Annotated in this window: 10 protein-coding genes, 3 tRNA genes and 1 pseudogene; 6 read left to right on the top strand and 8 right to left on the bottom strand. The window is 65.6% G+C overall.

Translation table 11 applies throughout. The features are described 5' to 3' along the window. Positions 1-487 precede the first annotated feature (487 nt). Together ACWDRB_RS53555 and ACWDRB_RS53550 are read left to right on the top strand one after the other, a co-directional pair. Positions 488-1552 (top strand): serine hydrolase domain-containing protein, encoded by a 1065-nt coding sequence (locus ACWDRB_RS53555; RefSeq protein ID WP_449908205.1) that lies wholly within the window; start codon positions 488-490, stop codon positions 1550-1552. 710 nt (positions 1553-2262) lie between these two features. Then, positions 2263-2934 (top strand): SMI1/KNR4 family protein, encoded by a 672-nt coding sequence (locus tag ACWDRB_RS53550; protein WP_449908204.1) that lies wholly within the window; start codon positions 2263-2265, stop codon positions 2932-2934. A 600-nt stretch (positions 2935-3534) separates the two neighbouring features. Here the strand turns inward: ACWDRB_RS53550 and ACWDRB_RS53545 are convergent. Then, entirely contained in the window at positions 3535-4449 is a 915-nt protein-coding gene (locus ACWDRB_RS53545) for a hypothetical protein (RefSeq protein ID WP_449908202.1), read from the bottom strand. Positions 4450-5228: 779 nt separating this feature from the next. Between ACWDRB_RS53545 and ACWDRB_RS53540 the strand changes: the two are divergent. Beyond that, positions 5229-5402 (top strand): annotated as a pseudogene (locus tag ACWDRB_RS53540) (hypothetical protein); the annotation flags it as partial. A gap of 607 nt (positions 5403-6009) precedes the next feature. On the opposite strand, the gene ACWDRB_RS53535 reads toward ACWDRB_RS53540, so the two are convergent. From ACWDRB_RS53535 to ACWDRB_RS53510, 6 genes are all read right to left on the bottom strand, one after another. Next, a complete protein-coding gene (locus ACWDRB_RS53535) occupies positions 6010-7125 on the bottom strand; it encodes a hypothetical protein (RefSeq protein ID WP_449908200.1) in 1116 nt (371 codons plus the stop codon). 194 nt (positions 7126-7319) lie between these two features. Continuing rightward, complete coding sequence (locus ACWDRB_RS53530; RefSeq protein ID WP_449908198.1) at positions 7320-7850, bottom strand: profilin; 531 nt, start codon at positions 7848-7850, stop codon at positions 7320-7322. Between the two features lie 509 nt (positions 7851-8359). Further along, positions 8360-8436, bottom strand: a tRNA-Phe gene (locus tag ACWDRB_RS53525). 5 nt (positions 8437-8441) lie between these two features. Further along, positions 8442-8516: transfer RNA gene (locus ACWDRB_RS53520), tRNA-Asp, on the bottom strand. A 98-nt stretch (positions 8517-8614) separates the two neighbouring features. After that, a tRNA-Glu gene (locus ACWDRB_RS53515) sits at positions 8615-8687 on the bottom strand. Then, positions 8688-10187, bottom strand: a complete 1500-nt coding sequence (locus tag ACWDRB_RS53510) for a metallophosphoesterase family protein (protein WP_449908196.1) — start codon at positions 10185-10187, stop codon at positions 8688-8690. Between the two features lie 93 nt (positions 10188-10280). Between ACWDRB_RS53510 and ACWDRB_RS53505 the strand changes: the two genes are divergently transcribed. Continuing rightward, entirely contained in the window at positions 10281-10631 is a 351-nt protein-coding gene (locus ACWDRB_RS53505) for a metallopeptidase family protein (RefSeq protein ID WP_449908195.1), read from the top strand. A 101-nt stretch (positions 10632-10732) separates the two neighbouring features. Next, positions 10733-12022 carry an MFS transporter gene (locus ACWDRB_RS53500; protein WP_355207557.1) on the top strand — a complete coding sequence of 430 codons (1290 nt, stop codon included), beginning with the start codon at positions 10733-10735 and terminating at the stop codon, positions 12020-12022. Here the strand turns inward: ACWDRB_RS53500 and ACWDRB_RS53495 are convergent, their stop codons facing one another. Continuing rightward, a complete protein-coding gene (locus ACWDRB_RS53495) occupies positions 12023-12307 on the bottom strand; it encodes a PspC domain-containing protein (RefSeq protein WP_449908193.1) in 285 nt (94 codons plus the stop codon). A 91-nt stretch (positions 12308-12398) separates the two neighbouring features. Here ACWDRB_RS53495 and ACWDRB_RS53490 point away from each other — a divergent pair, with 91 nt between their 5' ends. Continuing rightward, positions 12399-13553: an acyl-CoA dehydrogenase family protein gene (locus ACWDRB_RS53490; protein ID WP_449908191.1), complete on the top strand. Its 1155-nt coding sequence runs from the start codon at positions 12399-12401 to the stop codon at positions 13551-13553. The last annotated feature ends 31 nt before the right edge of the window (positions 13554-13584 follow it).

Genomic DNA, 13584 nt, shown 5'->3' with positions numbered 1-13584 from the left:
ACTTCGGCTGACGGAATCCATGGGCTTCGACCTTACCCACACATATATGACGATTGCTGCCAGTAGGACCAAAAAGCCTCGAACAGCCATCCTGCATTCGAAAACGTATCGGCTGTCATCACGACATATGGCGGGACGTGGCACCGCTCGAACGCCACAGCACCATCGCCGCCTGAGCGAAGGGACATGCATAAGGAAAAAGACTTCGACCGCCGTTTGCGGCTCCAGCGCACGGAAACCAACCCCCCGAAAATAGTCCACCTGGCGCTCTCTACCGACAATCACCCGCTTCGGAGAAACGCCCATATTTCGGGACTTTGATACGTTCCGGGGGGATAATATGCCCAAATTTCCTAATATCGCCTGGGTTCTTGCGGTCGGTGCCGCGCTGACTGGTGGGGTCATGCCCGCGGGCGCTCCTGCCATCGCCGCATCCGCTGTCACGAGCCGAGCACCTCAGAACCAGAATCCGGATCCGCTGGCCACCGTGCCGGCGCCGCGGGGCGATCGGACCGCCGCGGCGATGCGGGAGTACGTCCGGGACCTGGCCCGGAAGGAGCAGTTCACCGGCTCGGTGCTGGTGGTACGGCATGGGCAGGTGCTGCTGCGTACCGCTGCCGGCGCGGCCGACGAGGAGAGGCACATCCCCAACCGGCCGGACACCGTCTACCGGATCGCCTCGGTCACCAAGCAGTTCACCTCGATGCTCATGCTGAAGCTGCGCGACCGCGGGTTGCTCGGCCTGGACGACCCGATCTGCCCGCATCTCATCCCGGCATACATCGAGACCTGCCCGCAGGCGTGGCGGCCCGTCACGATCCGCCAGATCCTCACGCACACGTCCGGCATCGTCAACATCCAGGATCTGCCGGGCTTCTATGCCGAGCTCTCACAACCGACCACGACCCGGGAACTCATCCAGCGGTTCGTACACAGGCCGCTGGACTTCAAGCCCGGGACCAACTGGAAGTACAGCAACGGCGGCTACGTCCTGGCCGGGGCGATCATCCAGGCGGTGACGCACCAGCCGTACGGCACCGTCCTGCATGAAGAGATCACCGGCCCGCTCCACCTCCGGCACACCGGCTACAGCCGGGGCAATCCGCCCGCCGGGTACGCGAAGGGCTACTTCACGGTCGGATCACCGGCCCCGCCCACCAACGGCTCCCAGGCGTTCTCCGCGACCGGCATCTACTCCACCGTGGACGACATCGCCCGCTGGGACCGGTCGTTCGGCGCGGATCTGGTCGCGCCGCCCGCCACCGTCAAGCAGGCGTTCACGCCACAGTTCCCGTGTCCCCCGAACGGCTGTCTCACCCTGCCGTCGACCGCGTACGCCTTCGGCTGGGCCGTCGACCGGCTCCACGGGCACCGGCTCCGATACCACCACGGACTTCTCCAGGGCTACGCGGCGATGAACATGTACCTGCCCGATGACGACATCGAGGTAGTCGTGCTCAGCAACGTGCAGGACACCGACACCTACGGCATCGGCCGCCACCTCGCCACGATGGCCCTCGATTCTGCGGACGCGGGGCGATCCTCGCGATGACGGGGTGCCTGTAACGGCGAAGCCCGGCGATGGCGTGGGGGTGCCGTCATGGCCTGAGCAAGGAACCTTGGAAACGAGCTGAGGCGCCACCTGTGGAGAGTGGCGCCTCAGCCATTTCAGCTTTGATGGTTATCGGCTTCGGGCGGTAGGTCAGCTCCGCAGTCCCAGTACTTGGGGCCGTCGCCGTCCCGTGCGTCTGATCACAGACGCCGGTGGGTAACCACGATCAGGTCCCGGTAGTCGATCCAGAAGAACGTCTTGGGCTCGCCCTTGCGCCACCGATTGATGTGCATGCTGTGGCCGTCCGCCGGCGCAGTACCTGACGACGGCGGCCATGTTGCCCCGCCCAGAGTCCTTGCCACCCCCCCCATGACTACCGACCGGGTACCCACGGCGCCCACGTACGTCCTTTCGGCGGCCTCAGCCCCTGGTCTGCCTCGTCGTCGCTTCAGGACACCGACCACCACAGGTGAGAGATGCGTGACCACGGACACGGTAGTCACACAGCCCAAGTGGGCGATCGTCACGGTCTCAGCCACCACGCGACCATCTGATCCGTAGGGAAGAGCAGACGCTCAGTAAACCCGCGACCGTCCTGCTCAAGTGGTGATTGTGAAGAGACTGCATGAGGTCGGGTAAGGCGGTAGTTGTACAGCACTCCTCCATGACCCGCGGGGACGTCGCCCGCTCGTGCTTGTATCGTGCCGGACGTGACGCATGCCGACTGGTTAGACCTACGAGAACGGCTTTCGCGGCTGGCCGCCGCACCCTCCTCCGGTACGGTGTTCGGTTCCACGGGCCACGGCTGGAAGCTTGAGCCGCCGCTGGAAGCCGAAGAGCTGGCCGAGGTAGAGGCCCAGCTCCGCATAGAGCTACCTGGCGAGTACCGGTCCTTCCTGCTCCAGGCGGGGTGCGGCGGGGCAGGTCCTGCCTATGGTCTTTTTCCCGTGCGTCGTGTGAACGGACGGTGGCAGTGGGAGGGCGACGGCGCCGAGCTCACCGACCTGAACACGCTGGACCAGCCGTTTCCTCATATCGAAGCGTTCAACCCGGCCGACGGTCTGCCTGGACCGCCTGACGAAGCAGACTTCGATTCCACCGAGGAATTCGACGCGGCTGAGGATGCGTACTGGCAGCAGCACGAAACGGTTGTCTTCGACTCCCGGCATTCGATCGGGCTGTTGTACCTATGCCATCTCGGCTGCGCGTACCGGGAGGCCCTGGTGATCACGGGCCCTGCGCGGGGCCAGATGTGGGCTGACAACATCGCTGGCGACGCTGGATACGAACCGCTCTACGACGACGCCGGAAAACCACTCGGGTTCGCTCATTGGTATCGGCGTTGGCTGGACGTGGCAGAAGACCAAGCGTCAACACGGTAGCCATTGAGGCGCGGCTCGATCCCGGATGGCTCTCCTCGTAGGGCTCGTCTCGTGTGGTGATGCGCGTCCTGTGGCACTCGCAGATCTTGATCCCGGCGACGCGTGAACGACCCGAAGCACCCTGGGCAACACCGTACCGTGATCAGGATCTTTCGCCACAGGCCAGGGAAGTAACCACACGAATATCAGCCTGCCAGCGGAGGTGGCGACGTCGCCGCCGCAAACACGAAAACGCCCCGGAGCGTTTCTCGCTTCGGGGCATCTTGGCTGTTCACTGCTGGTGGTCAGGGGCAGGGTCGAACTGCTGACCTTCCGCTTTCAGGCAAGCCGAGCACCCGTTCCCGCCGGGCTCATGACGCCGCTGACCAGGCCCCGACCATCCGCAAGCGTCCGTCAACGTCCCTGATCGTCCGCCGCGGTTGTCACTCAGTCACTCCACCAAAGGAGGGTGAGCATTCACCGCCTGACGTTCCGGAGCCGGTCGTACCGTTGCACACTTCTGAACGATCACACAGCGCGATCAACAGAACCCGAAACGCACAGGCCGTGAATGCTTACTCATGGTGACCATCTTGCCGTGTCACCGCGACACCCTCGCCTCTATTTCAGCGTTTCGTAAATCCCCTTCGCCGTCATAGACGGCACCGGCCGACCGGACGCCGCCTCAGCGGCGAAATCAAACCTGCTCAGCTCCGCAGTTCCCGTCTCCGCCTGGTAAGACAGCAGATAACACTTACCGTACAGCTCGAACGGAGCGAGCGTCGTCCACCCCGTCGCCCAGTTCTGCTGCCACACATTGCTGTACGAGCCGTCCTGGTCGAACTTGTCAAGACTCGCTTCGCCCGACCCGTTCTTGTACGACAGGAGGTAATACTCGCCGTACGCCTTGAAGGGGACGATTGTCGTCCACCCCGTCGTCCACCCCTGCTGCCATACCCCGCCGTATGAGCCGTCCTTGTGGAATTTACTGAGGTCCGCGTTTCCCGACCCGTTCTTGTACGACAGGAGGTACGGCTCGCCGTATAGCTCGAACGGAGTGAGTGTCGTCCACCCCGTGCTCCACCCCTGCTGCCATACCCCGCTGTATGAGCCGCCCCCGCCGAACTTGTCAAGACTCGCTTCGCCCGACCCGTTCTTGTACGACAGGAGGTAATACTCGCCGTACGCCTTGAAGGGGACGATTGTCGTCCACCCCGTCGTCCACCCCTGCTGCCATACCCCGCCGTATGAGCCGTCCTTGTGGAATTTACTGAGATCCGCGTTTCCCGACCCGTTCTTGTACGACAGGAGGTACGGCTCGCCGTATAGCTCGAACGGAGTGAGTGTCGTCCACCCCGTGCTCCACCCCTGCTGCCATACCCCGCTGTATGAGCCGTCCTTGTGGAACTTGCTGAGGTCCGCGTTTCCCGACCCGTTCTTGTACGACAGGAGATAATACTCGCCGTACGGCTCAGACGGAGTGAGCGTTGTCCAGCCTGTCGTCCACTGTTCTTCCCAAACTTGAGTTATTTGCATAATGGGAGTCTTACTTGATGGTCGGACGGGTGTCAACCGGCATGAGCGAACGGCATGATCCGCCTTTCCCGACCGAGTGAATCCGATGTAAGCATTCACGTCGTGCACAGGCCCGCGGAGGAGGCCTGTGACTCCCCGACGCCACCCGGCCGTGCTCACCAGTTGTGATCACGACCGGGTGGCCTGACAGCAGTCTTGCAGGCCCCCAGGTCACAGCAGATGACCTGGGGGCCTGCGCAGACACGAGTTTCGGTCAGGACAGTCGGGGGATGGGTCCGGCGGTCGCGGCCGTGACAACGCTGCGGGGCGCGTTTCCCACGTCGCGTTGCCCGCTAAGTGCTTTATGTCAAGCCGTCCCGGAGCTCCCGGTCACGCACTGTCGCTTTGGGCCGTGCGCCTTGATTCTTACTGGCACCCCTACTCGTGGGCGTGCGCTTGGCATAGGCGCTCGGAACCGGCCGGTTCCACGACCCCTTCACGTTGAGAAACGGGCATCTGAGAGCACTTCTAAACGCTCCGAGGAGCTTTGCGCCCCCATCCCCGGCGCGCGATTGGAAGCGCTCGCGCGCGATTCTGGCCACGCGTAGACGCAAGCGAGCGCTCGCATCAGCGCGGTCACGGGCGGCGATCGTGCGAGTCCGGCGAGGTCGTCAGAGGGGTGCCGGCTGCAGTAGCCGCGCGATATTTTATTTTGAGTACTACAGCGACCCCTCAGAAGAAAAGGACGGGTGACAATCGTGACGCTGACAGAAGAGCGCGCCGAGAAGCTGTTTGAGTAGTTCGAGCAGTTTGACAACGACGGCGACGGCCGACTGTCGCCGAACGAATGGATGCTTTGGCAAACAATGGCGGGCATGTCCGAGGGAGAGGCTGTGACACAGTTCGAGCAGGCTGACAACGACGGCAAGGGCTATTTGACGCGCGTGGCGTATCTCCAGCTCCTCAAAGGGTAGTACGCGAGGCAACTGGCAAACGTCGGCGGACCCCTCCTGCCCGCCTACCGGACGTCGCCCCATGCCGTGACCTGCGGATAAGACGCTAATGTTCGGATGGTTGACCGGACAGAACTTTGACGCTGTCCCGTTCCCGGAATAACGTACTCCCAGGTCGGCGCCGTAGGCCAGCCGTGGAAGGCAGTCCGACCCCATGCCGGGCACGGTCATCCAGAATAGAAACTTCGGCGTCCGGCCCCGTTGCCTGACTTGCAGTTTCCGGTGAACGCGGCCCCTTTCAGCCGTATTCGAGCGGTCCTGCGGCGGGGCCTGCCGCGCCGCACTGCGGTTCGCGCTCCCGCCGCGCCCGACGCACCGCCTGCAACCGAGCCTTCTCCCCCGCGTCGGCAAGCTCAAAGGCAAGCAACCCAAACTGCCCGAACCCGCCCGGTGCTCCATCCGCCGCCACTACGCCGAGGGCGAGGTCTCCCTCACAGACCTCGCCACCGACTACAGCATCGGCCGCTCCACCATCCATCGCATCATCCACGACCCCACGAACTGACCGGCCCAGGCTCCGCAACCGGTCAGTTCGTGGGGTCGTGGTCTGGGACGAGGACGCCTGGGATCAGGAGATGGTGAGAGGTCCGTCGGCCAGGTACGCCGCCAGCGGACCGGTCATCCGGTCCCGTGTCGGCGGATGCAGCTCCAACCCGTTGGCGTAGGTGGCGAGGTGGCCGACCTCATCGGAGGCCATGGAGTCGAGGTCGCCGAGCAGTTCGACCGCGCGCGGAACCACCCGGGAGAGGGTGTCCTGCACGCAGTACCGGACGTACAGCGAGTCGGCGAGCGTCGACTCGTCCGGGTCTCCGTCGTCGATCCGGCGGGCGACGCCCTCCGCGGCCGACATCGCGCCCTCGGCCTCCACCAGCAGCTGGACCCGCTCGGACTCGGGCACCCGGTTGTTGAGCAGCACCCGCTCGACCAGTGCGCTGGCGGCCCCGAGGTAGCTGCCCGTCATCAGCAGCTGGAACCAGGCGAAGCCCGCGGTCAGCATGACCTCCGGCCGCCCGTCGGGGGCCGAGGCCTGCACCAGCAGCTCCGGCGGCACCAGGACGTCGTCGAGAGTGACCTGCTCGCTGTCCGCCCCCGCCCCGCCGACGCTCACACCCTCGCTTTCTGCGGACACCAGCGCCACCGCCGGTACCTCCTCGCCGCCGTCCCAGCTGGGGACCATGGCACTGACGGCGAGCACGTCCATCGACCGGGCCAGACTGCACGGGCGCGTCCTCCCGCTGATCCGCCACCCGTCCCCGTCGGGCGACACCGTGGCGGTCGTCAAGGGGGACAGGATTCCGGCGCCGGGGCGCTCCTCGGCGAAGCCGAACGCCACGAGCTGGTTGGTCGCAGCCACCCCCTCGACAAGCATCGACCCCTGGCCATCGTCGGGGGTGGCCAGACCGACCAGGGTGGCCATCGAGAAGTGGTGCAAGATGGTGGCCACGGCCAGCGACGGTGTCCTGCTGCCCAGCGCACGCTGCACCCGCAGAGCGTCCAAGGCGGTGGCTCCCTGCCCCCGCTGGGCGATCGGCACCAGCAGCCCGGGGCCGCCGCTGTCACGGAACAGCTGGATGCCGGGACTATCCGGGCCCTCCAGCTCCATGAGGGATACCGCCCGCAGGCTCTCGTCCAGCCCCGGCAGCAGCTTCGCCACAGTGGCGCGTTCCCGCTCCAGAAACCGCATATCCTCTCCCACTTTCCCTGGGACGACCAACAAGGATGGGCAACAAACCGATCAAGCTCACCCACAACGCAGCGCCGAGGAGGTCGCTGGGCTCATGACACGGGCCCCAGTGGAGAGCCAAAGGGGGCCACCTCCCCCCACCCCGCCTGAACGGAGCAGGCGGCAGATCTAGCCACAGGGGCCCACTCTGGTGATCAGTACCCGGCGTTGATCAGTTCGTCGGCAAGAGACTCGACGACGGGAATCGATTCCGCCATTTGGAGTGGGGCGTCATACTCCGCGACGATGATGCACTGTTTCGTCTGCACCACGATCGCACCGGCGTGTCTGGGATCGTAGTTGATGGAGTGAGTGGTCTTGAGGAATAGGGAGCGCTCGTCGCCCCCGGAGGTGAGGAACTTGTTGCCGGCCAGCACGAGACCGCCGACCTGGTCCTCTCCGCCGCTGAACACGGCCCTGCACTCCTTGCTGAGCTGACTCTGCTCGGCGGCACTGAGCGTATATCCCTCGGACGCAGCCAAGATTCCGCCGTCCAGCCCGACGATTGCCGCCCGGTTGACCTTACCGGAGCCGATCAGATTGTCGTCCACATAGCGCTGCCAATCACCCATACACAGTCCCCCAGTTGCAGCCCGGCCATGCCAGGCGATCACGTATTTGTCATCGTCCAGTAGCTCGAACGCGTGATCAAGGCCCTCCACTCGGGTCAGTGCGATGAGCCGCAAAGTAGATGTGTTGCCGCAGGCCAGAAGGGCCTATCACGGGTGGGGCAATTCGTCTCCACGAGGGAGCACCGCGCCTCGCGGTGCTGATGTACGTCGGCGACTTCGACTGTCCCGAAGACGACATCGAACGCGACTGGGTGACCCGGACGGGCTGCTGGCCCCACGCCGAGCAGGCCCTGCTCACCCGAGACCAAGGCCCTCCGCCCGAGGGCAAACGCGACGACCCCCGGCGGAATGGACGCCCCGGGAACTGCGACACAGCTTCGTCTCGCTGCTCTCAGCTCATGACGTCCCGATCGAGCACATCTCACGGCTGGTCGGCCACACGAACACCCTCGTGACCGAGATGGTCTACCGCAAGCAGATCCGGCCCGTCATGCAGGAAGGCGCGACGGTGATGGACGAGATCTTCCCGCTCGCTCCGGAACCGTAGTCACACAGTTTGACACGCAGACATAAATAAGCCCCGTCCATGTGATCATGGGCGGGGCATTCGTGCTGGTAAATAATGGTGGTCAGGGGCAGGGTCGAACTGCCGACCTTCCGCTTTTCAGGCGGACGCTCGTACCAACTGAGCTACCTGACCCAGAGCGGTCCTGACGGGACTTGAACCCGCGACCTCCACCTTGACAGGGTGGCGAGCACTCCAAACTGCTCTACAGGACCTTGCGTTTCTTGCTGTTCTTTCCGTTTGCGCTCGTTTAGCTTACCAGCTTTTCGGTGGTCTTCGACCAGCCGTTTTCCGGTGCGCTAACCGCTCGCAGTGCCCCCAACGGGATTCGAACCCGTGCCGCCGCCTTGAAAGGGCGGTGTCCTAGGCCGCTAGACGATGGGGGCTCAGGATTCCCTGTCGCCTTCCGTCGGAGACCTCTGAAGCATAGGGGACGATTGCCCCTGATGCCAAAGTGGCTTACCGGCGGACGGCGATTGTGTGCCAGAGATCGGTCCCGTTGGCGACGGGGCGTTCGTTGGCTCCGGGGAAATCATACGTTGTGGGTCGGGCTCCACGTGACGCTGGATGTACACCGACTGCTCCCCCAGCCCGCCCAGCGTGATGTCGTCCCATGCCTGCATGCGCTTCGTCTCCCTGTCGAAGTACAGGACAGAGGCCTGGACCGGCGTGGGCTGGGCGTGTTCGAGGGCGCGCAGGCCGGCGCCGCCGGTCGATCCCTGGACGAGGAGGCGGGTGCCCGAGGGGAGCATGGACGTCTTGCGGGCGTGGGTGTGGCCGGCGAGGATCATGGGGGTCGCGCCGGAGAAGCCCTTGCCGACGTCCGGGTCGTGTACGGCGATCACGTCCGGCTTGTTCACCTTGGCGAGGTGGGAGCGGGCGTAGTCGCCGAGCACGGTCGGGTCCGAGTCGGCGGCCACGGATTTGTCCGGGGTGAAGCGGGGGTCGCCCAGGCCGTAGATCTTCAGGCCTGCCACGGTCTCGGTGGTGTCGTCCAGGACGATGGAGTTCTTCTGCTTCTCGACCGCTTTCTGGGTGGTCATCGAGTCGTGGTTGCCGCGTACGTACACGTACGGGACCCCGAGGCGGCCGATCTCGTCCACGAACTTGTTCTCGGCCTTGGTGCCATGGTCGGAAATGTCGCCCGTGTCGATGACCATGTCCACGCTGAACTGGTCCTTGAGGGAGCGGATGACGTTCCAGGCGATGGGGTTGATGTGGATGTCGGAGACGTGCAGGACCCGGATGGTCTTGGGGTTGGCGTCGTACAGCGGCAGGGTGGAGACCGTGTCGTACAGCTTGGAGACGTTCGTGACGAGTTTGGTGAGTTGCGACCGGTACGACTCGAAACGGGAGACGATCGACTCGGCGCTGCCCACGAGCGACGGCGCGGCGGCGACGAGGCCCGAGTAGCGGGGCTCGACGAGAGAGCTGGGGCGGAACGTCAGGGCCGCGAGGACCCCCGTGCCCGCCAGCGCCACGGAGGCGGCCAGAAGGCCCAGCAGGGCCACTCTGGGGCGCCTGAAGACCATCAGGACCGCGATCAGCGCTCCGGCGCCCGCACAGAGCAGCGAGCGGATCACCAGCGCGCGTACGCCGTCGAGGAGGTCGTCCTCGATGAGCCCCGGCAGGCGGTCGGCCAGGCGCGGGTCCTCTATGAGGGCTTTGGCGCGTTCCTGGTCGATGTTCTCGAGCGTGATGCGCAACCGCAGCGGCGCGTCGTGCGTGCGGAACGTGAGCGTGCCGAGCGGGCTGGCGTCCACGATCGTCTCGCCGCTCCAGGCCGGCCGGAGCGACATGCCGGTCTCCACGGGCCCGATCTGAGCTCGTACGGTGCCGCTGAGGAAGATGCCCAGCCAAGCACCCACCGCGGCCACGAGGAGCACCGCCGCGCCCCTCGCCACCCTGGACTGAATGACTGCCTTTGACCTGCGAACGAACTTCATACGCTTTCTTGCCTACCCGAAGGACGGGGCAGAATGGCAAGTGTGATCGAGGTTACGCGGGAGAAGTTCGAGGAACTCGTGGCCGAGGCATTGGACACGATCCCCCCGGACCTCACGCGCGCCATGAGCAATGTCGTCGTCACGGTCGTCGATGACCCGCCGGAGCCCCACCTGCTCGGCCTGTACACCGGTGTCCCCCTCACGGAACGCGGCGACTGGTACTCAGGGGTCCTGCCCGACCGCATCGAGATCTACCGCAATCCGATATGCCAGATTTGCGATACGGAGGAAGACGTCGTCGCCGAGGTGCGCATCACGGTCATCCACGAGGTCGGCCATCACTTCGGCATCGACGACGCTAGACTTCACGAGCTGGGCTGGTAACCCTTTGCTTTTGGTTGACTTCTTTGGGTTGCGGCTTGCCATAATGATCGGGCACCTTAGGTGACGTAGCGAACACTGTAAGTCAGGCACAGCGGAGTCCAATGGGGGCCATGCGGGCAGGTCGTCCGCCGGGACGGCATCGCCGTGCTGAAGGGCACGCCACATATCGGGAAGTCATCGCACTCAGGGAGTTCAGAGCACTCTGGTACGGACAGGGCCTTTCCCTCCTTGGCGACCAGCTCGCCCAGGTGGCACTCGCCGTACTCGTCTATGACCGCACGCAGTCACCGCTGGCCACGGCGGCCGTCTACGCGCTGACGTACCTCCCGTCCATCGTGGGCGGGCCGTTGCTGGCCGGGCTGGCGGACCGGTTCGCGCGCAGGGCCGTGATGCTGACCTGCGACCTGATCCGGGCCGCGCTGGTGGCCGCGATGGCGGTGCCGGGCATGCCGTTCTGGGCGCTGTGCGCGCTGGTGTTCCTGGTGGTGCTGCTCAGCGCGCCGTTCTCGGCCGCGCGGGCGGCGCTGCTGCCCGAGGTGCTCGAAGGCGACCGGTACGTCATCGGCTCGGCGATTCAGAACATGACGAATCAGGCCGTACAGATGCTCGGTTTCGCGGCGGGCGGAGCGGTGATCGCGACCATGGGCCCCTACCGGGCGCTCGCTCTGGACGCGGCGACGTTCCTCGGCTCCGCGCTGATCCTCGTGTCAGGGGTACGGCGCCGGCCCTCCGCTACCCACGACGGCTCGAAACCGTCCATGTGGACGATGACCGCGGCGGGAGCTCGGCTCGTGTTCGGGTCGCGGAAGCTGCGGACGCTCGTCCTGTTCGCGTGGTTGTGCGGCTTCTACATCCTGCCTGAGGGCATCGCCGTGCCGTACGCGGCCAAGCTGTCCACGGGGACCCTGTTCGCCACGTGGACACTGCCGGTTCCGGTGATCACCGGGCTGCTGATGGCGGCGATGCCGACCGGGACGGTGCTGGGGGCGTTCCTTTTCAGCAGGTTCGTGCCGCCGCCGCGGCGGCTGCGGCTCATGGGGTGGCTGGCCATGCTGAGCTGCGCGCCCCTGATCGTGACAGCGCTGTATCCGCCGCTGGAGGTGGTGCTCGCCGCATGGGTGCTGTCGGGGGTCGGCGGGGCGTACCAGCTCGCGGCCAATGCCGCCTTCGTCCAGCAGGTGCCGGCCGAACGTCGCGGCCAGGCGTTCGGCCTCGTGCAGTCGGGGCTGATGTCCGTACAGGGGATCGGGATCTTGGTGGGCGGGTTCGCGGCGGAGAGACTCGGTCCTGAGCCGGTGGTCGCGCTGGCCGGATTCACCGGCCTGATCTGCGCGGCCGTGCTGGCCCTGTTCTGGACCGAGCCTCGCGAACGCGTGCCCGCCGCGGCCTGATCACGACTGGGGCTTCTGCTCGCCGCTCCAGTCCGTCCTGCTGCGGTCCTGCTGCTTGCTGATGAGGTCCTGCACGATGGAGGTGTCGCTGTCCTCGTCGGGCATGAGGAGCCAGCCGATCGCGTACACGCCGACGCCCAGCCCGCCGAACAGCGTGGCGATCGCAAGCGCGATGCGCACCAGGTTGGCGTCGATCCCGACGAACTCGCCGATGCCGGAGCAGACGCCCGCGATGATCCTGCCCTTGTGGGTCCGACGCAGCTTCTTGACGTTGTATTCGCTCATGTCTCAAGACTGCCCGTGGGCCCGGTGTTAGCACATCAGGATTCCCCCTGGTAGAACCCTGGTAGCCCCCTATGTGATGAAGGGACCCGCGATGGACGACCTGCTCCGCCTGGACGACCGGCTCGACGCCGACCAGCGGCTGATCCGCGACACGGTCAAGTCGTTCGTCTCCGACCGCGTCCTGCCGCACGTGGGCGACTGGTTCGAGGAGGCGGTCTTCCCGGCGCGCGAGCTCGCGCCCGAGCTCGGCGCCCTCGGGCTGCTGGGGATGCATCTGCAGGGGTACGGCTGCGCCGGGACGGACGCGGTGTCGTACGGGGTGGCGTGCCGCGAGCTCGAGGCCGGGGACTCGGGGCTGCGCTCCTTCGTGTCGGTGCAGGGCTCGCTGGCCATGTTCCCCATCTGGCGGTACGGCTCCGACGAGCAGAAAGAGGAGTGGCTGCCGCGGATGGCGGCCGGTTCGGCCATCGGCTGCTTCGGCCTGACGGAGCCGGACTATGGCTCCGACCCCGCCAATATGCGGACTTATGCCAAGAAAGACGGATCCGACTGGATCCTCAACGGCTCCAAGATGTGGATCACCAACGGCTCCATCGCCGACGTCGCCGTGGTCTGGGCGCAGACCGACGAAGGCATCCGCGGCTTCGTCGTACCGACCTCCACCCCCGGCTTCTCCGCCCCTGAGATCCACAAGAAACTGTCCCTTAGGGCCTCGGTCACCTCGTCCCTCTATTTCGACGACGTACGCCTGCCCGCCTCCGCCGCCCTCCCGGGCGTCACCGGCCTCCGCGGCCCCCTCTCCTGCCTCTCAGAGGCCCGCTTCGGCATCGTCTGGGGCGTCGTGGGCGCCGCCCGCGCCTGCCTGGAGGCCGCGGTGGTCTACGCGAAGACCAGGGTCCAGTTCGACAAACCGATCGGGGCGTTCCAGCTGACGCAGGAGAAACTCGCCTGGATGTACGTCGGCACCGCCCAGGCCCAGCTCACCGCCCTCCATCTGGGCATGCTGAAGGACGCCGGCCAACTGGAGCCCCGGCAGATCAGCTTCGGCAAGCTGGCCAACGTACGCGCCGCCCTGGACATCGCCCGCCAGGCCCGCTCAATCCTGGGCGGGAACGGAATCACCCTGGAGTACCCTGTGATCAGGCACATGAACAACCTGGAGTCTGTGCTGACGTACGAGGGCACCCAAGAGATTCACACGCTGGTGCTGGGGGAGGCGCTGACGGGTCTGGCCGCTTACCGGTGATGTAGGCGTCGCGGGTTGGGCGGTAATCTCT

It is taken from the genome of Nonomuraea sp. NPDC003707 (assembly GCF_053587055.1).
Note: the sequence above shows the minus strand (reverse complement) of the source record. Positions and strands in the feature narration are given on the sequence as shown.